General features: G+C 59.8%; 24 protein-coding genes. 22 read left to right on the top strand and 2 right to left on the bottom strand.

Translation table 11 applies throughout. The annotated features are described in order from the left end of the window. Positions 1-16 precede the first annotated feature (16 nt). The 8 genes from ACZ0A4_RS15890 (at position 17) to ACZ0A4_RS15855 (ending at position 7113) form a co-directional block, all read left to right on the top strand. On the top strand, positions 17-202 hold the full coding sequence (locus ACZ0A4_RS15890) for a Trm112 family protein (protein ID WP_003174668.1): 186 nt from the start codon (positions 17-19) through the stop codon (positions 200-202). Then, a complete protein-coding gene (gene kdsB, locus ACZ0A4_RS15885; RefSeq protein ID WP_463575517.1) occupies positions 199-963 on the top strand; it encodes a 3-deoxy-manno-octulosonate cytidylyltransferase in 765 nt (254 codons plus the stop codon). Before ACZ0A4_RS15890 ends, kdsB begins: the two co-directional genes overlap by 4 nt. After that, entirely contained in the window at positions 963-1427 is a 465-nt protein-coding gene (locus tag ACZ0A4_RS15880) for a low molecular weight protein-tyrosine-phosphatase (RefSeq protein ID WP_463575516.1), read from the top strand. The genes kdsB and ACZ0A4_RS15880 overlap by 1 nt, the downstream gene beginning before the upstream one ends. Further along, complete coding sequence (gene murB, locus ACZ0A4_RS15875) at positions 1424-2443, top strand: UDP-N-acetylmuramate dehydrogenase (RefSeq protein ID WP_463575515.1); 1020 nt, start codon at positions 1424-1426, stop codon at positions 2441-2443. The genes ACZ0A4_RS15880 and murB overlap by 4 nt, the downstream gene beginning before the upstream one ends. A gap of 312 nt (positions 2444-2755) precedes the next feature. After that, on the top strand, positions 2756-3226 hold the full coding sequence (locus tag ACZ0A4_RS15870; RefSeq protein ID WP_463575513.1) for a (2Fe-2S)-binding protein: 471 nt from the start codon (positions 2756-2758) through the stop codon (positions 3224-3226). Next, positions 3223-5544 carry a xanthine dehydrogenase family protein molybdopterin-binding subunit gene (locus ACZ0A4_RS15865; RefSeq protein WP_463575511.1) on the top strand — a complete coding sequence of 774 codons (2322 nt, stop codon included), beginning with the start codon at positions 3223-3225 and terminating at the stop codon, positions 5542-5544. The genes ACZ0A4_RS15870 and ACZ0A4_RS15865 overlap by 4 nt, the downstream gene beginning before the upstream one ends. Next, positions 5544-6593 (top strand): XdhC family protein, encoded by a 1050-nt coding sequence (locus ACZ0A4_RS15860; protein ID WP_463575510.1) that lies wholly within the window; start codon positions 5544-5546, stop codon positions 6591-6593. Before ACZ0A4_RS15865 ends, ACZ0A4_RS15860 begins: the two co-directional genes overlap by 1 nt. Continuing rightward, entirely contained in the window at positions 6520-7113 is a 594-nt protein-coding gene (locus ACZ0A4_RS15855) for a nucleotidyltransferase family protein (RefSeq protein WP_463575509.1), read from the top strand. Before ACZ0A4_RS15860 ends, ACZ0A4_RS15855 begins: the two co-directional genes overlap by 74 nt. Before the next feature lie 83 nt (positions 7114-7196). Here the strand turns inward: ACZ0A4_RS15855 and rne are convergent, their stop codons facing one another. Then, complete coding sequence (rne, locus tag ACZ0A4_RS15850; RefSeq protein WP_463575508.1) at positions 7197-10454, bottom strand: ribonuclease E; 3258 nt, start codon at positions 10452-10454, stop codon at positions 7197-7199. Positions 10455-11153: 699 nt separating this feature from the next. Between rne and rluC the strand changes: the two genes are divergently transcribed. Genes rluC through sppA form a run of 3 tightly spaced genes read left to right on the top strand, consistent with a single transcriptional unit; the run spans position 11154 to position 13776 of the window. Then, positions 11154-12113: a 23S rRNA pseudouridine(955/2504/2580) synthase RluC gene (gene rluC, locus ACZ0A4_RS15845; protein ID WP_102900029.1), complete on the top strand. Its 960-nt coding sequence runs from the start codon at positions 11154-11156 to the stop codon at positions 12111-12113. Continuing rightward, the gene (locus tag ACZ0A4_RS15840) at positions 12100-12762 is read left to right on the top strand and encodes an HAD-IA family hydrolase (RefSeq protein WP_463575507.1); all 663 of its coding nucleotides are present in this window, start codon (positions 12100-12102) and stop codon (positions 12760-12762) included. Before rluC ends, ACZ0A4_RS15840 begins: the two co-directional genes overlap by 14 nt. Before the next feature lie 24 nt (positions 12763-12786). Next, positions 12787-13776, top strand: a complete 990-nt coding sequence (gene sppA, locus ACZ0A4_RS15835) for a signal peptide peptidase SppA (RefSeq protein ID WP_463575506.1) — start codon at positions 12787-12789, stop codon at positions 13774-13776. A 49-nt stretch (positions 13777-13825) separates the two neighbouring features. Here sppA and ACZ0A4_RS15830 read toward each other — a convergent pair whose 3' ends face one another. Next, positions 13826-14404, bottom strand: coding sequence for a Maf family protein (locus ACZ0A4_RS15830; RefSeq protein WP_463575505.1), 579 nt, complete (start codon positions 14402-14404; stop codon positions 13826-13828). 105 nt (positions 14405-14509) lie between these two features. Here ACZ0A4_RS15830 and ACZ0A4_RS15825 point away from each other — a divergent pair, with 105 nt between their 5' ends. From ACZ0A4_RS15825 to ACZ0A4_RS15775, 11 genes are all read left to right on the top strand, one after another. Next, a complete protein-coding gene (locus ACZ0A4_RS15825) occupies positions 14510-15037 on the top strand; it encodes a YceD family protein (protein ID WP_007908248.1) in 528 nt (175 codons plus the stop codon). A gap of 13 nt (positions 15038-15050) precedes the next feature. Beyond that, a complete protein-coding gene (rpmF, locus tag ACZ0A4_RS15820) occupies positions 15051-15233 on the top strand; it encodes a 50S ribosomal protein L32 (protein ID WP_003179396.1) in 183 nt (60 codons plus the stop codon). Between the two features lie 4 nt (positions 15234-15237). After that, positions 15238-16248, top strand: coding sequence for a phosphate acyltransferase PlsX (gene plsX / locus ACZ0A4_RS15815; RefSeq protein ID WP_463575503.1), 1011 nt, complete (start codon positions 15238-15240; stop codon positions 16246-16248). A 123-nt stretch (positions 16249-16371) separates the two neighbouring features. Next, positions 16372-17310 (top strand): ACP S-malonyltransferase, encoded by a 939-nt coding sequence (gene fabD / locus ACZ0A4_RS15810; protein ID WP_463575501.1) that lies wholly within the window; start codon positions 16372-16374, stop codon positions 17308-17310. Positions 17311-17326: 16 nt separating this feature from the next. Further along, positions 17327-18070, top strand: a complete 744-nt coding sequence (gene fabG, locus ACZ0A4_RS15805; protein ID WP_008086267.1) for a 3-oxoacyl-ACP reductase FabG — start codon at positions 17327-17329, stop codon at positions 18068-18070. A 196-nt stretch (positions 18071-18266) separates the two neighbouring features. Then, on the top strand, positions 18267-18503 hold the full coding sequence (acpP, locus tag ACZ0A4_RS15800; protein WP_003442511.1) for an acyl carrier protein: 237 nt from the start codon (positions 18267-18269) through the stop codon (positions 18501-18503). 112 nt (positions 18504-18615) lie between these two features. Then, positions 18616-19860 (top strand): beta-ketoacyl-ACP synthase II, encoded by a 1245-nt coding sequence (gene fabF, locus ACZ0A4_RS15795; RefSeq protein ID WP_141127011.1) that lies wholly within the window; start codon positions 18616-18618, stop codon positions 19858-19860. Next, positions 19860-20675: an aminodeoxychorismate lyase gene (gene pabC / locus ACZ0A4_RS15790; protein ID WP_463575500.1), complete on the top strand. Its 816-nt coding sequence runs from the start codon at positions 19860-19862 to the stop codon at positions 20673-20675. The genes fabF and pabC overlap by 1 nt, the downstream gene beginning before the upstream one ends. Positions 20676-20678: 3 nt before the next feature. Next, positions 20679-21854, top strand: coding sequence for an endolytic transglycosylase MltG (gene mltG / locus ACZ0A4_RS15785; protein ID WP_463575499.1), 1176 nt, complete (start codon positions 20679-20681; stop codon positions 21852-21854). A gap of 19 nt (positions 21855-21873) precedes the next feature. Beyond that, positions 21874-22506: a dTMP kinase gene (gene tmk / locus ACZ0A4_RS15780; RefSeq protein ID WP_116030449.1), complete on the top strand. Its 633-nt coding sequence runs from the start codon at positions 21874-21876 to the stop codon at positions 22504-22506. Continuing rightward, complete coding sequence (locus ACZ0A4_RS15775) at positions 22499-23482, top strand: DNA polymerase III subunit delta' (protein ID WP_463575498.1); 984 nt, start codon at positions 22499-22501, stop codon at positions 23480-23482. The genes tmk and ACZ0A4_RS15775 overlap by 8 nt, the downstream gene beginning before the upstream one ends. Positions 23483-23512: the final 30 nt, after the last annotated feature.

Here is a 23512-nt window from a genome sequence, read left to right as displayed (position 1 = left end):
TACTCAGGGAATGTTCATGGACACCAAATTGCTCGATATCCTCGCGTGCCCGATCTGCAAAGGCCCGCTCAAGCTCAGCGCCGACAAGACCGAGCTGATCAGCAAGGGCGCCGGTCTGGCGTACCCGATCCGCGACGGCATCCCGGTGATGCTCGAAAGTGAAGCGCGCACCCTGACCACCGACGAGCGTCTGGATAAATGACCACCGCCTTCACCGTTGTCATCCCGTCGCGTTTCGCCTCGACCCGCTTGCCTGGCAAGCCGCTGCTGGACATCGCCGGCAAGCCGATGATCCAGCACGTCTGGGAACAAGCGAGCAAAAGCAGCGCCTCCCGCGTAGTGGTAGCGACTGACGATGCGCGCATCGTCGAGGCCTGCAAGACCTTTGGCGCCGAAGTGGTGCTGACCCGTGAAGACCACAACTCCGGCACCGATCGTCTGGCCGAAGTCGCGGCGAAACTGGGCCTTGATCCTGACGCGATCGTGGTTAACGTGCAGGGCGACGAGCCACTGATCCCGCCGAGCGTGATCGATCAGGTGGCTGCCAATCTGGCCGCCCACACCGAAGCGCGGATGGCCACTTTGGCCGAACCGATTGAAGACGTGGAAACCCTGTTCAATCCGAATGTGGTCAAAGTCGTCAGCGACCTCAACGGTCTGGCGCTGACCTTCAGCCGCGCGACCTTGCCGTGGGCACGCGATGCCTTCGCCAAGAGCCGCGAGCAATTGCCCGAAGGCGTGCCGTACCGTCGCCACATCGGCATTTATGCCTACCGTGCCGGATTCCTTCAGGACTTCGTCAGTTGGGGTCCGTGCTGGCTGGAAAACACTGAATCGCTCGAACAACTGCGTGCCCTGTGGCACGGCGTGAGGATTCACGTCGCCGACGCGTTGATCGCGCCGCCCACCGGCGTCGACACTGTCGAAGACCTCGAGCGCGTTCGTCGCCTGCTGGGGGCCTGATGCGCGTTCTGTTTGTGTGCCTGGGCAACATTTGCCGTTCGCCCACGGCTGAAGGCGTTTTAAGGCACAAACTGCGTGAAGCGGGGCTGGCGGATCAGGTCGAAGTGGCCTCCGCCGGCACCGGTGACTGGCATGTCGGCAACCCGCCGGACAAACGCAGCCAAGCCGCCGCCAAAGTGCGCGGCTATGACCTGTCGGCGCAACGCGCGCAGCAGGTCAGTCGTGCCGATTTCGCCAGTTACGATCTGATTCTGGCGATGGACAACAGCAACTTGCGCAACCTCAAGGCTCTGCAACCGTCCACCGGCAAGGCCGAACTGGATCTGTTTCTGCGCCGCTATGCCGGACTGGTCGATGAAGTGCCGGATCCGTACTACGACTGCGATCAGGGTTTCGAGCAGGTGCTGGATCTGATCGAAGCTGCGTGTGACCAACTGTTGATCGAAGTGAAGGGCCGGTTATGAGTTTGCAGGTGCAACCGCAGGTTTCCCTGAAACCGTTCAACAGTTTCGGCGTCGATGTGCGCGCGCAACTGTTCGCCGAAGCCCACAGCGATGCTGATGTCCGCGAAGCGCTGGCGTATGCCACCGCGCACGATGTGCCGTTGCTGGTGATCGGTGGTGGCAGCAATTTGCTGCTGACGGCGGACATTCCAGCGCTGGTATTGCGCATGTCCACCCGTGGCATCCGCGTGACCAGTGATGACGGCGACCGTGTGGTGATCGAAGCTGAAGCCGGCGAGCCTTGGCATCCGTTTGTTCAGCACACGCTGGCGCTGGGTTTTTCCGGACTGGAAAACCTCAGCCTGATTCCCGGCACCGTCGGCGCTGCGCCAATGCAGAACATCGGTGCCTACGGTGTCGAGATCAAGGATGTGTTTGCCGGGCTCACCGCGCTGGATCGCCAGAGCGGCGAGCTGCGCGACTTCAGCCTCGAAGAGTGCAACTTTGCCTACCGCGACAGCCTGTTCAAGCAGCAGCCTGGGCGTTGGTTGATTCTGCGCGTGCGCTTCAAACTGGATCGCGTCGCGCATCTGCATCTGGAATACGGCCCGGTGCGTCAGCGCCTGACCGAGCAGGGTATTGAGCAGCCGACGCCGACCGATGTCAGCCGCGCCATCTGCAGCATCCGCAGTGAAAAACTGCCGGACCCGGCAGTGCTCGGCAATGCCGGCAGCTTCTTCAAGAATCCGCTGGTGTCGGCGGCCGTCGTCGCGCAAATCAAAACGCAGCACCCGGATGTAGTGGCTTACGCTCAACCGGACGGGCAAATGAAACTGGCTGCTGGCTGGCTGATCGAGCGCGCTGGCTGGAAAGGTTTCCGTGAGGCCGATGCCGGCGTGCATAAATTGCAGGCGCTGGTGCTGGTCAACTACGGCGCGGCAACCGGTTTGCAACTGCTCGATCTGGCGCAACGCATCCAGAAAGACATTGCCGAACGTTTCAATGTCGAGTTGGAGATGGAGCCCAACCGGTATTGAAGCAGCTGCGAGCGTCAAGCTTCTAGCAGCAAGCTACAATCTTGATCGTGAGCCAGCTACTGCATTTACTTGCAGCTTGTAGCTAAAAGCTCATAACTGAAAAGCCCTGTCTCAGCAGGGCTTTTTCGTTAATGCTGGGTTAACTTAGCGAGCTAACGATAACCGTCATTTGCTCCACCAAAGGCCCGGTGCAGGCGTTCGCGTCGGCACAAGAGAGCCTGATTAGCCTGAGTCGATCTGCGTGAACCACCGCCGATTCAATGGCGGCAGATTGCTCGACCCCATAACCACTAAAAATATGCGGGCGTGCCCATGATTACCCTGAAACTCAATGGTCAAGACCATTCCCTCGATGTCACGGAAGACATGCCGCTGCTCTGGGCTATCCGCGATGTTGCGGGTTACAACGGCACCAAATTCGGCTGCGGCATGGGCCTGTGTGGTGCCTGCACCATTCATATCGATGGCTTGCCCGCGCGCAGTTGCATCACGCCGATCGGCTCGGTGGTAGGCCAGAACATCACCACCATCGATAACTTGCACGCCGACCCGGTGGGTCAGGTAGTCCAACAAGCCTGGCTGGACAGTGCTGTGGCTCAGTGCGGTTTCTGTCAGGGTGGGCAAATCATGTCGGCCACGGCGCTGCTCAAAACCAACCCGAACCCGAGCGACGAACAGATCGAAGAGGCCATGGTCGGCAACATTTGCCGCTGCGGCACCTATAACCGGATCAAAACCGCTATCCGTCAGGCGTCCACGCATTTGAAGGAGGCGAAAGCATGAGCCGTCTCCCGAATGATTTCGCCCTTGGCAATCTGAGTCGTCGCGGTTTCCTCAAGGGCGTCGGCGCCACGGGGGCGTTGGTGCTTGCGGCGAGTTGGGGTTGGCAGGATGCGTTGGCCGAGGACAAGCCGAAACAGTTTGGCGCCGATGGTATGCCCAATGGCTGGATTGATGATCCGAAGGTCTACGTCAGCATCGCCGCCGACGGCACCGTCACCGTAGTGTGCAACCGCTCGGAGATGGGCCAGGGTGTGCGCACCAGTCTGACCATGGTCGTTGCCGATGAGCTCGAAGCCGACTGGGCCCACGTCAAAGTGCAACAGGCGCCGGGTGATGAAGTGCGTTTCGGTAACCAGGACACTGACGGTTCGCGCAGCATGCGCCATTGGTATGAACCGATGCGGCGTTGCGGCGCGGCAGCGCGCACGATGCTGGAGCAAGCGGCGGCCGCGCAGTGGAAAGTACCGATCGGCGAATGCCACGCGCAGTTGCATAAAATCATTCACAAACCGTCTGGCCGTGAGCTGGGTTATGGCGAGCTCGCCGCTGCCGCCAGTGCGTTGCCGGTGCCGACGCGCGACAGTCTGCGCCTCAAACAGCCGTCAGAGTTCCGCTACATCGGCAAGGAAGGCAGCAAAGCCATCGACGGTGACGACATCGTCAACGGTCGTGCGGTGTACGGCGCCGATGTGCATTTCGATGGCATGTTGTACGCCACCATCGCTCGTCCGGCGGTGTACGGCGGCAAGGTCAAATCGCTGGATGACAGCGCTGCGCTGAAAGTCCCTGGCGTACTCAAAGTGATGCAGATTGAAAGTCGTCCATTGCCTTCAGAGTTTCAGCCGTTGGGCGGTGTGGCCGTGGTGGCGAGCAATACCTGGGCAGCGATCAAGGGCCGCGAGGCGTTGAAAATCGAATGGGATGACGGCCCGAACGCTAGTTACGACTCGATCGCCTACCGCAAGGAACTGGAAGCCGCTTCGCTCAAGCCCGGCAAAGTGGTGCGCAATACCGGAAATATCGATAAAGCCCTGAGCGACGCTGCCAGCACCCTCGAAGCTTCCTACTATTTACCCCATCTGGCGCAGGCACCGATGGAGCCCATGGTCGCCATTGCTCGCTACCAGGACGGTGTTTGCGAAGCGTGGGCACCGAGTCAGGCGCCGCAAGTCACCCGTGAGCGAATCGGCGAGCGCCTTGGTCTGCCATTCGACAACGTCACCTTTAATGTCACGCTGCTCGGCGGTGGTTTCGGGCGTAAATCCAAGCCGGACTTCGTTGTTGAGGCGGCGATCCTGGCCAAGGAATTTCCGGGTAAAGCAGTGCGGGTGCAGTGGACGCGTGAAGATGACATCCACAACTCGTATTTCCACACCGTGTCCGCTGAGTACCTCAAAGCGGGCGTGGGCAAGGACGGCATGCCGTCCGGCTGGTTGCATCGCACCGTGGCGCCGAGCATCACCGCGTTGTTTGCGCCGGGCATGAACCATGAAGCGGCATTCGAACTTGGCATGGGCTTCACCAACATGGCCTACGCGATTCCCAACGTGCGTCTGGAAAACCCCGAAGCGACCGTGCACACACGGGTCGGCTGGTATCGCTCGGTGTCGAACATCCCCCATGGTTTCGCGATCCAGAGTTTCGTCGATGAGCTGGCGCACAAGGCCGGCGAAGATCCGCTCAAATACCAGATCAAACTGCTCGGCGCGGATCGGCAGATCGACCCGCGTACCTTGAGCGAAGAGTGGAACTACGGCGAATCTCCCGAGCGTTATCCGATCGACACCGGACGCATGCGCACCGTGCTGGAAACCGCCGCCAAGGCTGCCGGTTGGGGGCGCAAACTGCCCAAGGGTCGGGGTCTTGGCCTGGCGGTGCATTACAGCTTCGTCACCTACGTGGCGGCGGTGATCGAAGTCGAGGTCAAAGACGACGGTACGCTGATCGTGCATAAGGCTGACATCGCGGTGGATTGTGGGCCGCAGATCAACCCCGAGCGCATTCGCTCGCAGTTCGAAGGCGCTTGTGTGATGGGCCTGGGCAATGCCGTGCTGGGTGAAATCAGCTTCAAGGGCGGCAAGGTTCAGCAGGACAACTTCCACATGTATGAAGTGGCGCGCATGTCGCTGGCGCCGAAGGAAGTCGCCGTGCATCTGGTGACGCCGCCGGGCGACGTGCCCTTGGGCGGTGTCGGCGAGCCGGGCGTACCGCCGATTGCCCCGGCCTTGTGCAACGCGATCTTCGCGGCGACCGGCAAGCGTATCCGCAATCTGCCGGTACGCTATCAGTTGCAGGGCTGGCAGAAGGCAGAGTCCTGATGGACAGCGTCGATCTCAATGTCCTGCGCAGCGTCCTCGAATGGCGCCGCGCCGGACAGCGGGTGGTGCTGTTCAGCGTGGTGCAGACCTGGGGCACCGCGCCCCGTGCTCCCGGTGCGATGCTCGCCTTGCGCGAGGATGGTGTGGTGATTGGTTCGGTGTCGGGCGGCTGTGTCGAAGATGATTTGATTGCGCGCCTGCATGACGGCCGGATCGTCACTGATGGGCCGCCGGTGCAACTGATCACCTACGGCGTCACGCGGGAAGAGGCGGCGCGCTTCGGTTTGCCCTGTGGCGGTACGCTGCGCCTGACTGAAGAACGGATCGGCGATCCTGCGTGGGTTGCCAAGTTGCTCGCGCGTTGTGAAGCACACGAAATCGTTGCCCGTGAGCTGAACATCGAAACCGGGGAAGTACTTTTGGCGACAGCGAGCAAAGCCGATTCGCTGGCGTTCGACGGCAAAACCTTGCGCGCGATATACGGTCCGCGCTGGCGCTTGCTGTTGATCGGCGCCGGCCAGTTGTCGCGCTACGTCGCGGACATGGCGCGGCTACTGGATTTTGAAGTGCTGATTTGCGATCCGCGCAGCGAATTCGTTTATGGCTGGGAAGAGCATCACGGTCGATTCGTCCCGGGTATGCCGGATGACGCGGTGTTGAGTATTCAGACCGACGAACGCACGGCGATTGTCGCGCTGACCCACGATCCAAGGCTGGATGACATGGCGCTGCTGACGGCGCTGGATTCGCCGGCTTTCTATGTCGGCGCGCTCGGGTCGCGGATCAACAGCCAGAAACGTCGGGAGAATCTGGCTCAACTAGGCTTGTCGGTAGAGGCTATCGATCGTTTGCACGGACCGATCGGCCTGCACATCGGTAGTCATTCGCCGGCAGAAATTGCCTTGTCCTTGTTGGCAGAAATCGTCGCGATCAAGAACGGGGTCGAGTTGAAGCAGAAAAAACACTGGAGGACGCATGAGTCAGTCCATTGCAGTGATTGTGCTGGCAGCGGGCGAGGGCAGTCGCTTTCGCCAGGTGGCGGGTGCTGACAAGGATAAATTGTTGGCGGACTGCACCGGGCGGGATGGCGCGGTGCGTTCGGTGATCGAGCAGGTATTGGTGAGTTTGCCGCCGAGTCTTGATAAACGCGTGTTGGTCACGACCGAAGCACGCCCGCAGGCCATGCGCATGGCGCAGGCGTACGGTTGCGATATCGTTTCGATTGACTCGACCGGCATGGGTGACAGCATTGCCGCCGGTGTCGCCGCTTGCCCGGACGCCGATGGCTGGTTGATTGTGCTGGGGGATATGCCGTTTATCTTGCCGTCGAGTATCGAGCGAGTGGTCGCGGCCATCGCCGATGATGCGGTGAGCGTGCCGGTGCAGGAGGGCGAGTATGGCCATCCGGTCGGGTTTGGGCGGTCGTTTGCTTCGGGGTTACAGGCGTTGAGCGGTGATCGTGGGGCGAGGCCGTTGTTCAAGCAGGGCAGGGTGGTTGAGATTGCCGTCGATGATCCTGGGGTGCTTTGGGATATCGATGTGCCGGAGGCGCTGGTTTTCACGCAATAATCAAAATCAAAAGATCTTTTAAATGGCATAAAAAAAGCCCCGCCAGGTTTTCACCGGGCGGGGCTTTTTAACGGCTTCGGGAATTACACGAGTGGTTTAGGCTCGTGTTCTTTTTCCTCGGCTTCTTGGTGTTGCTCAACCGCGTCCTGAACGGAGCGTGGTGCTTCAGCGATCACCGCTTCGACAACCGCTTCCTCAGCAACCGGGGCAGGCGCTGCCTCGACCACTTCGGCGACCGGAGCAGCAGCGGCTGCCAGTTCGGCTTCCTTCTGCAGACGCTCTTCTTCACGCTTGCGACGACGCACTTCACGCGGGTCGTTTGGCGCGCGGCCGCTAGGGGTCAGGGCGCTGACCGGAGCCGGTGCTTCAACCACTGGGGCTGGCGCTTCGGCAACTACCGGCGCTTCAACCGCAGGCGCTTCAACCACCTGAGCTTCAACGACTGGCGCTGGAGCAGGTTCGGCAGCCACAACCACTGGCTCGGAAACCATGGCTTGCGGGACTTCGGCTTCAGCAACAGGGGCTGGTGCTTCGGTCACAGCTGGCTCGGCAACCCAGTTGAAAGCGGTCTGCTCTTCGCGAACTTCACGCACGGTTTCGGTCACGGTTTCAGCGACGGTTTCAACAACCGGCTCGGCAACCACGAACGGCGCTGGTTCTACCTGAGGCAGGGTTTCCTGAACCGGTGCCACTTCGACTTCCGGAGCAGCAACCACTTCTACCGGAGTAGTCGCTTCAACAACCGGCGCTTCCACTTCAGGAGTTTCCTGAACGGCCGCGGTGGCGCGTTCAGCTTGCTCGTGGGCTTGGGCTTCCGCCGGAGCACTGATCACGGTGCTGGCAACGGCTGCGGTCACAGCGAGGCCGGCGGCCAGATCGGCAGTGCTTGGCTCTTCAGCGTTTTCGCCGGCTTCGGATTCTTCCGAACCTTCGATCACGTTGCCGTTGGCATCACGCTGACGCTCACGACGGTTGCTGCGACGACGCTGACCTCGCGAACGACGACGTGGACGATCGCCTTCGGCGCTCTCCGAACCGTCTTCCGGCAGTTGCTCTTCGTTGCTGTTCACTTCTTCTTCAGCGACGGCAGCAGCGGCCTGCTCGGCACGCGGTTGACGCTCTTCACGCGGCGGACGCGGTGCGCGCTCTTCGCGTGGCTGACGGGCCGGACGCTCTTCAGCAGTCACGGCAACGGCGGCTGCTGCAGCGGCTGGAACGGCGTCCAGTGGCTCGCGCAGTTCACGTACACGCTCTTCACGCTCGCCACGTGGCTTGCGATCTTCGCGCGGCGCACGTGGAGCACGTTCTTCACGCGGGGCGCGTGGTGCGCGCTCTTCGCGGGCTACTGGCGCTTCGGTGCGAGCTTCACGTGGCTCGCGGACTTCACGGGCTTCACGTGGCGCGCGCTCTTCGCGCGGCGCACGTTCTTCACGTGGAGCGCGCTCTTCGCGCGGCGCACGTTCTTCACGTGGAGCGCGCTCTTCGCGTGGCTTGCGTTCTTCATCGCGGCGACCGTTACGGTTGCGGCTCTGCTGACGACCGTTGCGACGTTCTTCGTTACGGGCCGGACGTTCGCTGGCTGGTTTTTCAACCACAACCGGAGCGGCTGGCTCTTCTTTGGTGGCGAACAGGCTGACCAGCGATTTCACCAGGCCTTTGAACAGGCTTGGCTCTGGCGCGGCAACCGGGGCCGGTGCTGGAGCAGCAGGCGCGGCGGCTTCGGTCGGAACCGGAGCGTTGGCACGGGCCGGTGCAGTTTTAACGGCTGCTTCCTGGCGAACCAGGGTACGGGTCGCAGCGGCTGGCTGGACTTCTTCGACTTCGGCAGCGGCAGCAGCGATTTCGTAGCTGGACTGGTTGGTCGCGGCTTCCGGGCTGTCGTCACGCAGACGCTGTACTTCGAAGTGCGGCGTTTCGAGGTGATCGTTCGGCAGAATGATGATGCGGGCACGGGTGCGCAGTTCGATCTTGGTGATCGAGTTGCGTTTTTCGTTGAGCAGGAACGCGGCGACCGGGATTGGCACCTGAGCGCGCACTTCAGCGGTGCGGTCTTTCAGGGCTTCTTCTTCGATCAGGCGCAGGATCGCCAGCGACAGCGATTCAACGTCACGGATGATGCCGGTGCCGTTGCAGCGCGGGCAGACGATGCCGCTGCTTTCGCCCAAGGATGGACGCAGGCGCTGACGGGACATTTCCAGCAGGCCGAAGCGCGAGATGCGACCGATCTGCACGCGAGCGCGGTCGGCTTCCAGGCATTCGCGGACTTTCTCTTCCACGGCGCGCTGGTTCTTGGCAGGGGTCATGTCGATGAAGTCGATGACGATCAGGCCGCCGATGTCGCGCAGGCGCAACTGACGGGCGATTTCTTCGGCAGCTTCAAGGTTGGTCTGCAGAGCGGTTTCTTCGATGTCGCTGCCTTTAGTGGCGCGCGCCGAGTTGATGTCGATGGACACCAGAGCTTCGGTCGGATCGATGACGATGGAGCCGCCGGAAGGCAGTTCAACAACGCGCTGGAAAGCGGTCTCGATCTGGCTTTCGATCTGGAAACGGTTGAACAGCGGCACGCTGTCTTCGTACAGCTTGATCTTGCTGGCGTACTGCGGCATCACCTGACGGATGAAGGTCAGGGCTTCGTCCTGGGCTTCAACGCTGTCGATCAGCACTTCGCCGATGTCCTGGCGCAGGTAATCGCGGATGGCGCGGATGATCACGTTGCTTTCCTGGTAGATCAGGAATGGCGCGGAGCGATCCAGCGAGGCTTCTTTGATGGCGGTCCACAGTTGCAGCAGGTAATCGAGGTCCCACTGCATTTCTTCGCTGCTGCGGCCCAGGCCGGCAGTGCGCACGATCAGACCCATGTCGGCCGGTGCAACCAGGCCGTTCAGCGCTTCACGCAGTTCGTTGCGCTCTTCGCCTTCGATGCGACGGGAAATGCCGCCGGCACGCGGGTTGTTCGGCATCAGCACGAGGTAACGACCGGCCAGGCTGATGAAGGTGGTCAGGGCTGCGCCCTTGTTGCCACGTTCTTCTTTTTCGACCTGAACGATGACTTCCTGGCCTTCGCTCAGGACGTCCTTGATGTTGACGCGGCCTTCGGGGGCTTTCTTGAAGTATTCGCGGGAGATTTCTTTGAGGGGCAGGAAGCCATGGCGCTCAGAGCCAAAATCGACAAAGGCAGCCTCAAGGCTTGGTTCGATGCGAGTGATACGGCCTTTATAAATGTTGGCCTTCTTCTGCTCGCGTGCACCGGATTCGATGTCCAGGTCGTAGAGGCGTTGGCCATCTACCAGTGCAACACGCAACTCTTCGGGTTGAGTTGCGTTAATCAGCATTCTTTTCATGTAGTACCGTCGGTTTCCGGGCTGCCGGAAACGGCGTTCGGCACACACGACTTCTCACGGTCGGTGTCAGGTGCGTCGGGAGTGGTTGGCCATTCCCGTGTCCAGCGATATGCGGCCAATTGGGCCGATATAGCGACGTACGCGTCCTGCTTGCTGTGGCTACTTAAGCACTCAGTCAGGAGGAGGAATCAACCAGCGGCTGTGGACGAGATGAAGCGTCTTGATAAAGCCTATTGCTACACAGTCCAGCGGTTGTGCATCTCCACCCTACACGTATCCCTGATAATTCGGGTGCTGCCGCGCGCAGAATCCGCAGCGGGTTGGCATTTACCGTGAACTCCGAAAGGGGAGGTCACGCATCATGGCTAATTCAGGCGTTGTTTCCGAAGCATTCGCTCGGGGTCATCTGCAGCTGACTGCACTTTGTGAACTGGCCTTGAATGTGTGCCTGCCAGGCGAGTAAAAACTCTGCTCGGCGGTGTAATTCAGGCCTCATGTCACCTGCGCTCGTTACAACTGAAAACTCCACCGTTACGTAGCGAAAGCCCCGTAGGACGGCCTCGCGTCCTGGTGAATTGCGTTGGTCAGGGCCGGTTTTTGACCGTGGTTCCTCTGTCCAGGCCGCTTTTGGCGGCGTTCGCGACTATAGCAGCAATGATTAAGTGCTTCAATTCCATAAAAATTGTTATCATCCGCGGCATGACAACTACTGCCCCTTCGACTCCAGGCGTTCAATTGCTTGAAGTCTCGCCGGAGTATGCCGGCCAACGAATCGACAATTTCCTCCTCGCCCGGCTCAAAGGCGTGCCCAAGACCTTGATTTACCGCATTTTGCGCAAAGGCGAAGTGCGTGTGAACAAAGGTCGGATCAAGCCCGAATACAAGCTGCAGGCTGGCGATATCGTACGCGTGCCGCCAGTTCGCGTGCCTGAGCGTGACGAGCCGGTGCCACTGGCCCAAGGCCTGTTGCAGCGCCTGGAAGCCTCGATTGTCTTCGAAGACAAAGCCCTGATTGTGATCAACAAGCCCGCCGGCATTGCGGTTCACGGCGGCAGTGGCTTGAACTTCGGCGTGATCGAAGCCTTTCGTCAGTTGCGTCCTGATGCCAAAGAACTGGAATTGGTTCACCGTCTCGACCGTGACACCTCCGGCCTGCTGATGATCGCGAAAAAGCGCAGCATGTTGCGTCACTTGCATGAGCAATTGCGCGGCGATGGCGTCGACAAGCGCTACATGGCGCTGGTTCGCGGCAACTGGGCGACCTCGATCAAGAAAGTCAGTGCGCCATTGCTCAAGAGCAATTTGCGTTCCGGCGAGCGTATGGTTGAAGTCAACGACGAAGGCAAAGAAGCCCTGACCCTGTTCAAAGTGCTGCGCCGCTTTGGTGATTTCGCCACCATGGTCGAGGCCAAACCGGTGACCGGTCGCACCCACCAGATTCGCGTGCACACCTTGCATGCTGGCCACTGCATTGCTGGCGACAGCAAGTACGGCGATGAGGATTTCACTAAGGAAATCCGCGATCTGGGCGGTAAGCGTCTGTTCCTGCACGCCTACATGCTGACCGTGCCGCTGCCCGATGGCGGCAAGCTGACCCTGCAGGCGCCGGTCGATGAAATGTGGGCCAAGACCGTGGAGCGATTGAGTGCGCCCATCTGATTACAAGCTGCTGATTTTCGACTGGGACGGCACGCTGGCCGACTCCATTCATCGGATTGTCGAGGCGATGCACTCGGCGTCCGGGCGCTCCGGTTTCGAGTTGCGCGATGACTTTGCCGTCAAAGGCATTATCGGTCTGGGCTTGCCCGAGGCGATTCGCACGCTGTATCCCGAGATCAGCGATGCCGAAATGACCCTGTTTCGCGAGTATTACGCCGATCACTACATCGCTGCAGAGGCCGTACCTTCGCCGTTGTTCGAAGGTGTTGTCGAGTCGATGGCGTCATTTCGTGAGCAGGGTTATCACCTGGCTGTCGCCACCGGCAAGAATCGTCGCGGGCTGGATCGGGTGCTCAAGGCCAATGGCTGGGAAGCGTATTTCGATATCACCCGCGCTGCCGATGAAACTGCCAGCAAGCCACACCCTCTGATGCTGGAGCAGATCCTTGCGCATTGTGGTGTGCGCCCGGAGCAAGCGCTGATGGTCGGCGATTCGTCCTTCGATCTGCTGATGGCGCGTAATGCGGGGATGGATTCGGTGGCCGTCAGTTATGGCGCGCAATCGATTGAATCGCTGCAACAGTTCGAGCCACGTCTGTCGATCGACCGTTTTTGTGAATTGCATGCCTGGCTGGCGCAGCAGGCTTAATACGTTTTTGCTGGGGTGGATGGCATGACCGACGAATGGAAAGCACCGGCCAAGGCAAGTGCCGACGACGGTGATCAGAAAAGCTGGAAGCTGTTGGAGAAAACGCTGCTCGCCGGCGTGCAGGAACAGCGTCGTTCGCGCCGCTGGGGGATTTTCTTCAAGCTGCTGACCTTTGTTTATCTGTTTGTGGCGCTGATTTTGTTCACGCCGTTGATGGACATGGAAAAGAGCGCCACGCGCGGGCCTAATTACACCGCGTTGATCGATGTCACCGGCATGATCGCCGACAAGGAACCGGCCAGTGCCGATAACATCGTCGGCAGCCTGCGGGCGGCGTTCGAGGACAAGAAGGTCAAGGGTGTGATCCTGCGGATCAACAGTCCTGGCGGCAGTCCGGTGCAGTCGGGTTATGTGTATGACGAGATCAAGCGTCTGCGCGGCCTGCATCCGGAGATCAAGGTGTATGCCGTGATTTCCGATCTGGGCGCGTCCGGTGCTTATTACATCGCCAGCGCGGCGGATCAGATCTACGCCGACAAGGCGAGTCTGGTTGGCTCCATTGGAGTGACGGCGGCCGGTTACGGTTTTGTCGGCACCATGGAGAAGCTGGGTGTCGAGCGTCGCACCTACACCTCGGGTGAGCACAAGTCGTTCCTCGATCCGTTCCAGCCGCAGAAGCCTGAAGAGACGGCCTTCTGGCAGAGTGTGCTGGATACGACGCACAAGCAGTTCATCAACAGCGTCAAGCAGGGGCGTGGCGATCGCTTGAAGGACAAAGAGCATCCGGAGTTGTTCTCCGGGCTGGTCTGGTCGGGCGAGCAGGCGCTGCCGCTGGGCTTGATTGATGGTCTGGGTAATGCCAGTTCGGTGGCGCGGGATGTGATTGGCGAGAAAGAGCTGGTCGACTTCACTGTTCAGGAGTCGCCGTTCGATCGCTTCTCGAAGAAGCTCGGTGCCAGCGTGGCTGAGCAGTTGGCGATGTGGATGGGTTTTCACGGTCCTTCGTTGCGTTAAGCGCTCGCCGCATGAAAAAACCGGCCTTGATGGCCGGTTTTTTTGTGGGTCAGGGAATCTGCACGCCTTCAACCAGTAGCATGTCGATCAGGCGAATCAGCGGCAGGCCGATCAGGCTGGTGGCATCAGGGCCTTCGGTGGATTGAAACAGGCTCACACCCAGCCCTTCAGCCTTGAAGCTGCCTGCGCAGTCATACGGCTGCTCGATGCGCAGGTAGCGCTCGACGCGCGCCTGATCGAGTTGGCGCATGTGTACGGTGAACGGCACGCAGTCGATCTGGCACTGGCCAGTCTGGCTGTTGAGCAGCGCCAGGCCGGTCAGAAAGGTCACGCTGGCGCCGCTGGCAGCCATCAATTGCTCGCGGGCGTTCTCGAAGGTGTGAGGCTTGCCGATAATCTGCTCGCCGAGCACAGCGACCTGGTCCGAACCGATAATCAGATGAGTGGGGTGGCTGTCGGCCAATGCCCGGGCTTTTTGTTCGGCGAGGCGTTTGACCAGTTCGATCGCCGACTCGCCCGGACGGTGGCTTTCATCGATATTCGGCGAGCTGCAGACGAACGGCAGGTGCAGGCGGGCAAGCAATTCGCGACGATAGGTCGAGCTTGAAGCGAGTAATAAAGGCAGCATTCGCGTCTCCTGAGGCAGGTGCGAATTCTAGCTGAGGCACGCAAGTGACGGACAGGGCACAATTTCCTTTGACATGGGTGGGTGCATCCCTATAATGCTGCGCCTATGTTGAATGACCCGATTCCACCTCACGTTGACCCGCGCAAATTGGCTGACCGTGGCACCACCCTTCAAGGTGAAATGCTGCTGGCCGATTTGGAGAGACTCTGCGACCCGCTTTCCGACAATGTCGGTACGGTGCAGGCGAAATTCGTTTTTGAACGAGATGAACGTAAATCTGTGGTAATTCACAGCTTTATCGACACCGAGGTCAAAATGGTTTGCCAGCGTTGTCTTGAGCTGGTCACCCTGCCGATCCACAGCGAATGCAGTTATGCTGTGGTGAAAGAGGGTGCGAATACCCAGTCGTTGCCGAAAGGTTATGACGTGCTGGAACTGGGCGAAGATCCATTGGATCTGCAGTCACTGATCGAGGAGGAGCTTTTGCTCGCCTTGCCCATTGTGCCTGCTCATCATCCGGAAGAATGCCAGCAGCCGGCGGGTCTCGATGAGCCCGAACCGAGCGAGGACGAGTCAACGCGGTCCAACCCGTTCAGTGTATTGGCGCAGTTAAAGCGTGACCCAAACGTTTAGGAGTTAATCAATTATGGCTGTTCAGCAGAACAAAAAATCCCGCTCTGCCCGTGACATGCGCCGTTCGCACGACGCTCTCGAGGCTAGCACTCTGTCTGTAGAAAAAACCACTGGTGAAGTTCACCTGCGTCACCACGTATCGCCAGAAGGCGTATACCGTGGCCGTAAAGTGATCGACAAGGGCGCTGACGAGTAATCACTTGTCCGCTCAAGTCATCGCGATTGACGCAATGGGCGGGGACTTCGGTCCCCGCAGCATTGTTCAGGCCAGCCTTGCTTGCCTTTCTGCTACGCCCTCGCTGCACCTGATCCTCGTCGGTCAACCCTCCCTTCTTGAAGAATTGATCCACGGCCAATCGGCTGCCGATCGCGCGCGCCTGACGATTGTTGCGGCCAGCGAAGTCATCACCATGGACGAAAAACCGACTCAGGCTTTGCGTAGCAAGCCGGACTCGTCGATGCGTGTCGCCCTTGAACTGGTACGTGATGGCAAGGCTCAGGCCTGTGTCAGTGCTGGCAATACCGGGGCGTTGATGGCGCTCTCGCGATTCGTGCTGAAGACGTTGCCGGGTATTGATCGCCCGGCGATGGTTGCCGCGATTCCGACGCAGAAGGGCTATTGCCAGTTGCTCGATCTGGGCGCCAACGTCGATTGCAGTGCCGAGCATTTGCTGCAGTTTGCGGTGATGGGTTCGGTGGCGGCGCAGACGCTGGGCATCCATCGCCCGCGCGTTGCGCTGCTGAACATCGGCACCGAAGACATCAAGGGCAATCAGCAGGTCAAACTCGCTGCGACGCTGTTGCAGGCTGCCCATGGCATCAATTACATCGGCTTTATCGAAGGTGACGGCTTGTATCGCGGTGAGGCGGATGTCGTGGTGTGTGATGGTTTCGTCGGCAATATCCTGCTCAAGTCCAGCGAAGGCCTGGCGACGATGATTGCTGCGCGCATCGAAGCGCTGTTCAAAAAGAATCTGGTCTCCCGTGCAGTGGGGGCTATGGCGTTACCGCTGATGAAGCGTTTACAGGCCGATCTGGCACCGGCGCGACATAACGGCGCAAGCTTTCTCGGCTTGCAGGGCATCGTGGTGAAAAGTCACGGTTCGGCCGGGGTTCAAGGCTTTCAGAGTGCAATTTCCCGCGCGCTGATCGAGATTCAGGAGAATCTTCCCGAGCGCCTTCACGGTCGTCTGGAGGATCTGTTGTCTTAGGCGTTTTCGTCGGACAATGCTTAAATGTGACCGCCCGGTTCAAAGGGCCATCCAACTGTCAGTTTCTTGCGTCCCCAAGCGGGGCGTCATTTTCCGACGACAAGATCATTAGGGGCTTGTTACATGTCTGCTTCCCTCGCATTCGTCTTTCCAGGACAAGGTTCGCAGTCCCTCGGCATGCTGGCCGAGCTGGGCGCGGAATATCCGTTGATCCTCGAAACATTCAAAGAAGCCTCTGAGGCTCTGGGGTATGACCTGTGGGCACTGACCCAGCAGGGCCCGGAAGAACTGCTCAATCAAACCGATAAAACCCAACCGGCCATTCTGACCGCTTCGATCGCCCTGTGGCGTCTGTGGCTGGCGGAAGGTGGTGCGCATCCGGCATTCGTTGCCGGTCACAGCCTGGGTGAGTACAGCGCGCTGGTCGCTGCCGGCAGCCTGACACTGGCTGATGCGGTGAAGCTCGTTGAGCGTCGCGGTCAACTGATGCAGGAAGCGGTGCCGGCCGGGCAGGGCGGCATGGCTGCCATTCTCGGTCTGGAAGACGCTGATGTACTGGCTGCCTGCGCCGAAGCTGCGCAAGGCGAAGTGGTCAGCGCCGTCAACTTCAACTCGCCGGGCCAGGTGGTCATTGCCGGTGCCAAGGCTGCCGTTGAGCGCGCCATTGAAGGTTGCAAGGCCCGTGGTGCCAAGCGCGCCATGCCGCTGCCAGTGAGTGTGCCATCGCACTGCGAACTGATGCGCCCGGCCGCCGAGCGCTTCGCCGAATCCATTGCCGCCATCGACTGGCAGGCGCCGCAGATCCCGGTCGTACAGAACGTCAGCGCGCAAGTGCCGGTCGATCTGGAAACCCTCAAGCGTGATCTGCTCGAACAATTGTACAAGCCAGTGCGCTGGGTCGAGTCGGTACAGACTCTGGCCGCCAAGGGCGCGACCAATCTGGTCGAATGCGGCCCGGGCAAAGTCCTGGCTGGTCTGAACAAGCGTTGCGCCGAAGGCGTGACGACATCCAACCTCAATACCCCAGACGCTTTCGCTGCCGCTCGCGCAGCGCAAGCCTGAATCAGGAGAAACTTGCATGAGTCTGCAAGGTAAAGTTGCACTGGTCACCGGTGCAAGCCGCGGCATTGGCCAGGCCATCGCGCTGGAACTGGGTCGTCAGGGCGCCATCGTTGTTGGCACCGCGACCTCCGCCTCGGGCGCCGAGCGCATTGCTGCGACCCTGAAGGAAAACGGTATTCAGGGCACTGGCCTTGAGCTGAACGTAACCAGCGATGAGTCGGTCAGCGCTGTGCTGGCAAGCATTCAGGAGCAGTTCGGTGCGCCAGTGGCGATCCTGGTCAATAATGCCGGCATCACCCGCGATAACCTGATGATGCGCATGAAAGACGATGAGTGGTACGACGTGATCGATACCAACTTGAACAGTCTATTCCGCCTGTCCAAGGGCGTTCTGCGCGGCATGACCAAGGCTCGCTGGGGTCGAATTATCAGTATTGGCTCGGTGGTGGGTGCCATGGGCAACGCAGGCCAAGTAAACTATGCAGCCGCCAAGGCCGGTCTGGAAGGTTTCAGCCGTGCGATGGCGCGTGAAGTCGGTTCGCGTTCGATTACGGTCAACTCGGTAACCCCAGGGTTTATCGACACCGATATGACGCGCGAGCTGCCTGAAGCACAGCGTGAAGCCTTGCAGACGCAGATTCCGCTGGGTCGTCTGGGACAAGCTCAAGAGATCGCGTCTGTGGTCGCTTTTCTTGCATCCGACGGTGCGGCATACGTCACTGGGGCTACAATCCCGGTGAACGGTGGGATGTACATGTAAGTAAAATGTGACGGATTGCTTCAAAAAAATGTCATACGAGCTGTCTAAAATCCGTTATAAAGCTGCAATCTATTTATAGGCAGAGGGCTGCAGGGTTTGAGGAGTGAAGCTTTCAGTTGAAAAACTGAAAAGTCTTTCTATACACTTACCCACTGGCCAGCTGCCTGAATTTGTCCATTAGGAGTGAAAACAAGGTATGAGCACCATCGAAGAGCGCGTCAAGAAAATCGTTGCCGAGCAACTGGGTGTTAAAGAAGAAGAAGTGGTCAACACCGCTTCCTTCGTAGAAGACCTGGGTGCCGACTCCCTTGACACCGTTGAGCTGGTGATGGCTCTGGAAGAGGAATTCGAGACCGAAATCCCTGACGAAGAAGCTGAGAAGATCACTACTGTACAAGCTGCAATCGATTACGTTACCAACCATCAGGCGTAATAGCTTGTAATCGTTGTTTGCTGTCATGGAAAAACCGCACTGCCATCATGGCGTGCGGTTTTTTCTTTAGGCCTGATGCAAAGTCGTCGTCATTTGAAAAAAGGAGAGTGCTGTGTCGCGTAGACGCGTCGTAGTCACCGGTATGGGTATGTTGTCGCCACTGGGCACGGATGTGCCGAGCAGTTGGCAGGGCATTCTGGCTGGCCGCAGTGGCATTGGTCTGATCGAACACACCGACCTTTCTGCCTATTCCACCCGCTTTGGCGGCTCGGTAAAGGGCTTCAATGTCGAGGAATACCTGTCGGTCAAGGAAGCGCGCAAGCTCGACCTGTTCATTCAGTACGGCCTCGCCGCAGGCTTTCAAGCCGTACGCAACGCCGGTCTGGAAGTCACCGATGCCAACCGTGAACGCATTGGCGTGGCCATGGGTTCGGGGATCGGCGGTCTGACCAACATCGAAGAAACCAGCCGTACTCTGCATGAGACGGGTCCGCGTCGAATCTCGCCATTCTTCGTGCCAGGCTCGATCATCAATATGATTTCCGGTTTCCTGTCCATCCACCTGGGTGCACAGGGACCTAACTACGCCATCGCCACCGCGTGCACCACCGGTACGCACTGCATCGGCATGGCGGCGCGCAACATCATGTACGACGAAGCCGACGTGATGATTGCCGGCGGTGCCGAAATGGCCGCGTGTGGTCTGGGCATGGGCGGCTTCGGTGCGTCCCGTGCGCTGTCGACGCGCAACGACGAGCCGACTCGCGCCAGCCGTCCATGGGACAAGGGCCGTGATGGCTTTGTATTGTCCGACGGTGCCGGTGCACTGGTTCTTGAAGAGCTGGAACACGCCAAGGCACGCGGCGCGACCATCTACGCCGAGTTGATCGGTTTTGGCACCAGTGGCGATGCGTTCCACATGACCTCGCCACCTGCCGACGGCGCTGGTGCTGCACGCTGCATCACCAACGCGCTGCGCGATGCGAAGATCAACATCGATCAAGTGCAGTACATCAATGCCCACGGTACCTCGACGCCGGCCGGCGACCTCGCTGAAGCCAATGCGATCAAAACCGTGTTCGGTGATCACGCTTACAAACTGGCGGTCAGCTCGACCAAGTCGATGACCGGTCACCTGTTAGGTGCGGCGGGTGCGGTCGAGGCGATCTTCAGCGTGCTGGCGATCAACAGCCAGGTTGCCCCGCCGACCATCAACCTCGAAGAACCGGACGAAGGCTGCGACCTCGATTTCGTGGCGCACACCGCGCGCAACATGGACATCGATGTCGTGCTGTCCAACTCCTTCGGGTTTGGCGGCACCAACGGCACTCTGGCATTCCGCCGGTTTGCAGGCTGATGGACTGCTGGGTCGACGGTCAACCGGCTGACAGTCTGTCGCTGAAAGATCGCGGCCTGGCTTACGGCGATGGTCTGTTCGAGACCATCGCTGTGCACCGAGGCCAGCCGATCCTGCTGGATCGGCACCTGACGCGATTGGCCGATGGCTGCTCGCGTCTGGCCATCGCGTCGGATATCGAGCTGATTCGCCGCGAGCTGCTGAGTTACTCGGCAGCGATGGTCGAGGGCGTGCTCAAGCTCATTCTCACCCGTGGCGACGGCTTGCGCGGTTATGCGCCAGATCCCGCAGCGCCGGGCCGGCGCATTCTGCAGGGCAATCCTGCGGCGGCTTATCCCGCTGTTCATGCGGAACAGGGCGTTCGCCTGTTTCCGTGCAATACGCGACTGTCCAAACAGCCGCTTCTCGCTGGACTCAAACATCTCAATCGACTGGAGCAAGTTCTCGCCCGCGCCGAATGGCAGGACAGCGTGCACGCCGAGGGCTTGATGCTCGATCAGGTCGGTCGCGTCATTGAAGGGGTGTTCAGCAACCTGTTCATCGTGCGCGACGGTGTGCTGATAACACCGGATCTGAAGCGCTGCGGCGTCGCCGGTGTGATGCGTGCCGAAATATTGTTTCAGGCCGAGACTTTGGCCATCCCCACGCAAATCGCCGACATCAGCCTCGAACAGCTGCAATGGGCTGATGAAGTGTTTGTCTGCAACAGCGTGTATGGCGTCTGGCCGGTACGTGCCTGTGCTGCACTGAGCTGGCCGGTTGGCCCGCTCACCCGTAAACTGCAAACCATTGCCCGCGCCCTACTGGATGCCTGATTTGTGAGACGTAAACTTTTGCTGCTGCTGGAAACCGGACTGGTTCTGGCAGGGCTGTTGATGGGCGCCAGCGCCTGGAAGATTCACTCTGCACTGGAACAGCCTCTGAACATCACGCAGGAAGAACTGCTGGATGTGCCGAAAGGCTCTACACCGACCCGCACTTTCCTTGGACTCGAAACCGATGGCGTCATCAAGGATGCGTTTTGGTTGCGGGTTTATTGGCGCTTCAACCTTGCCGGTACACCGATCCACAGCGGTGAATACCGCATGCAGCCGGGCATGACCGTCAACGGTCTGATCGACTTGTGGAAGCGTGGTGATGTGGTGCAGTACAGCCTGACGCTGGTCGAGGGCTGGAATTTCCATCAAGTGCGCGCCGCGTTGGCCAAAGATGAAAAGATCGAACAGACCCTGGGCGGTTTGAGCGACAGCGATGTCATGGCGAAGATTGGTCATAAAGGGCTGTTCCCGGAAGGGCGGTTCTTCCCGGATACCTACCGCTTCGTGCGCGGCATGTCCGATGCCGAACTGCTGAAAAAGGCTTTTGATCGTCTCGACGAAGTATTGGCCAAGGAGTGGGAGAGTCGTTCTGCCGATGTGCCGTATACCGAACCGTATCAGGCACTGATCATGGCTTCGCTGGTCGAGAAGGAAACCGGCGTGCCGCAGGAGCGTGGGCAGATTGCCGGTGTCTTCGTGCGTCGCATGGCCCTGGGCATGCAGCTGCAAACCGATCCGACCGTCATCTATGGTCTGGGCGATCGCTACACCGGCAAGTTGACCCGTGCACATCTGAAAGAGCCGACGGCGTATAACACTTACGTGATCCCCGGCTTGCCGCCGACGCCGATCGCGATGGTTGGCCGCGAAGCAATTCACGCGGCATTGAACCCGGTGGACGGCACCAGCCTGTACTTTGTTGCGCGTGGTGACGGCAGTCATGTGTTCTCTGACGATCTCGATGCGCACAACAATGCGGTGCGTGAGTATCAGCTCAAGCGCCGTGCGGATTACCGCTCCAGCCCTGCGCCGGCGACAACGCCTGAAGTGGCTCCCGCTGCCGAGGATGCGATTCCTGCGGCCTCTCCGGATACAGCGCCGGAGTCGATGCCACAAGTTGCACCACAGGAGCCAGCGCCGACTCCAGAGGCCGCCGCGCCACAAAATACGCAATGACGTTGATTAAGGACTGCCTGTGACTGGCTTGTTTATTACCCTTGAAGGCCCTGAAGGCGCTGGTAAAAGCACTAACCGCGAATACCTCGCCGAGCGCCTGCGCGCCGCCGGTATCGAAGTGGTGCTGACCCGCGAGCCCGGTGGTACGCCGCTGGCCGAGCGGATCCGCGAGGTGCTGCTGGCGCCGGCCGACGAAGTCATGAATCCGGACGCCGAGCTGTTGCTGGTCTTTGCTGCGCGTGCCCAGCATCTGGCAGAGGTGATTCGTCCGGCCATGGCCCGAGGTGCGGTGGTGCTGTGTGATCGCTTTACTGATTCCACTTACGCCTATCAGGGCGGCGGTCGCGGTCTGTCGCTGGAGCGCATCGCCGCGCTGGAAACCTTTGTGCAAGGCGATCTGCGCCCGGATCTGACACTGATTTTTGATCTGCCGGTGGAGATCGGTCTGGCCCGCGCCAGTGCCCGTGGTCGTCTGGATCGTTTTGAACTGGAAGGCCGGGCGTTTTTCGAAGCCGTGCGCAGCGCGTTCCTCAAACGCGCCGAAGCCGATCCTGCGCGTTACGTGCGCATCGATGCCGGTCAGCCACTGGTCAAGGTTCAACAATCGCTGGATACCCTGATTCCGAACTTGCTGGAGCTGGCCCGTGGCTGAGGCCTACCCGTGGCAGGACAGCCTCTGGCAGCAACTGGCCGGGCGTAAGCAGCACGCGCACGCCTATCTGCTGCATGGGCCCGCCGGTATCGGCAAACGCGCGTTGGCCGAACGCCTGATGGCGAGCCTGTTGTGCCAGCGGCCGACGCCGGAAGCCTGCGGCGAGTGCAAATCCTGCCTGCTGCTCAAGGCTGGCAGCCATCCTGATAATTACATCCTCGAACCGGAAGAAGCCGACAAGGCAATCAAGATCGATCAGGTGCGTGATCTGGTCAGTTTCGTGGTGCAGACCGCGCAGCTCGGCGGGCGCAAGGTGGTGCTGATCGAGCCGGTCGAGTCGATGAACATCAACGCCGCCAACGCCTTGCTGAAAAGCCTTGAAGAGCCGTCCGGCGACACGGTTTTGCTGTTGGTCAGCCACCAGACCAGCCGCTTGCTGCCAACGATCAAGAGCCGTTGCGTGCAGCAGGCCTGTCCGCTGCCGGGCGAGGCAATGAGCCTGCAATGGCTGGCCCAGGCGCTGCCGGATTGCTCCGAAGAAGAACGTGTCGAATTGCTGACGCTGGCCGCCGGATCGCCGCTGATGGCGGTCAGTCTTCAATCGCAGGGCGTGCGCGAGCAACGAGCGCAGGTGGTGGAAGGCGTGAAAAAGTTGCTCAAACAGCAGCAATCGCCGACGCAATTGGCCGAGGAGTGGAAAAGTATTCCGATGCTGCGTCTGTTCGACTGGTTCTGTGATTGGTCGTGTCTGATCCTGCGTTATCAACTGACTCAGGATGAAGCGGGTCTCGGTCTGACCGACATGCGTAAAGTCGTGCAGTACCTGGCGCAGAAAAGTGCGCAAGGCAAAGTCCTCGAGATTCAGGACTGGATTCTCGCCCAGCGCCAGAAAGTCCTGAGCAAGGCCAACCTCAACCCGGCCTTGCTGCTGGAAGCGTTGTTGGTGCAATGGGCGGGATTGCCTGGTCAAAGATAAGAATGTGTACCTAGACTCTGAACATCAGCA

It is taken from the genome of Pseudomonas sp. AC172 (assembly GCF_979258595.1).
The sequence above is the reverse complement of the archived record's forward strand: the minus strand, read 5'-3'. Positions and strand labels throughout refer to the sequence as shown.

Bases quoted from the DNA above. Each gene is read 5' to 3' on its own strand.
- ACZ0A4_RS15890 (WP_003174668.1), top strand. From the start codon at position 17: ATGGACACCAAATTGCTCGATATCCTCGCGTGCCCGATCTGCAAAGGC.
- kdsB (WP_463575517.1), top strand. From the start codon at position 199: ATGACCACCGCCTTCACCGTTGTCATCCCGTCGCGTTTCGCCTCGACC.
- ACZ0A4_RS15880 (WP_463575516.1), top strand. From the start codon at position 963: ATGCGCGTTCTGTTTGTGTGCCTGGGCAACATTTGCCGTTCGCCCACG.
- murB (WP_463575515.1), top strand. From the start codon at position 1,424: ATGAGTTTGCAGGTGCAACCGCAGGTTTCCCTGAAACCGTTCAACAGT.
- ACZ0A4_RS15870 (WP_463575513.1), top strand. From the start codon at position 2,756: ATGATTACCCTGAAACTCAATGGTCAAGACCATTCCCTCGATGTCACG.
- ACZ0A4_RS15865 (WP_463575511.1), top strand. From the start codon at position 3,223: ATGAGCCGTCTCCCGAATGATTTCGCCCTTGGCAATCTGAGTCGTCGC.
- ACZ0A4_RS15860 (WP_463575510.1), top strand. From the start codon at position 5,544: ATGGACAGCGTCGATCTCAATGTCCTGCGCAGCGTCCTCGAATGGCGC.
- ACZ0A4_RS15855 (WP_463575509.1), top strand. From the start codon at position 6,520: ATGAGTCAGTCCATTGCAGTGATTGTGCTGGCAGCGGGCGAGGGCAGT.
- rne (WP_463575508.1), bottom strand. From the start codon at position 10,454: ATGAAAAGAATGCTGATTAACGCAACTCAACCCGAAGAGTTGCGTGTT.
- rluC (WP_102900029.1), top strand. From the start codon at position 11,154: ATGACAACTACTGCCCCTTCGACTCCAGGCGTTCAATTGCTTGAAGTC.
- sppA (WP_463575506.1), top strand. From the start codon at position 12,787: ATGACCGACGAATGGAAAGCACCGGCCAAGGCAAGTGCCGACGACGGT.
- ACZ0A4_RS15830 (WP_463575505.1), bottom strand. From the start codon at position 14,404: ATGCTGCCTTTATTACTCGCTTCAAGCTCGACCTATCGTCGCGAATTG.
- ACZ0A4_RS15825 (WP_007908248.1), top strand. From the start codon at position 14,510: ATGTTGAATGACCCGATTCCACCTCACGTTGACCCGCGCAAATTGGCT.
- rpmF (WP_003179396.1), top strand. From the start codon at position 15,051: ATGGCTGTTCAGCAGAACAAAAAATCCCGCTCTGCCCGTGACATGCGC.
- fabD (WP_463575501.1), top strand. From the start codon at position 16,372: ATGTCTGCTTCCCTCGCATTCGTCTTTCCAGGACAAGGTTCGCAGTCC.
- fabG (WP_008086267.1), top strand. From the start codon at position 17,327: ATGAGTCTGCAAGGTAAAGTTGCACTGGTCACCGGTGCAAGCCGCGGC.
- acpP (WP_003442511.1), top strand. From the start codon at position 18,267: ATGAGCACCATCGAAGAGCGCGTCAAGAAAATCGTTGCCGAGCAACTG.
- pabC (WP_463575500.1), top strand. From the start codon at position 19,860: ATGGACTGCTGGGTCGACGGTCAACCGGCTGACAGTCTGTCGCTGAAA.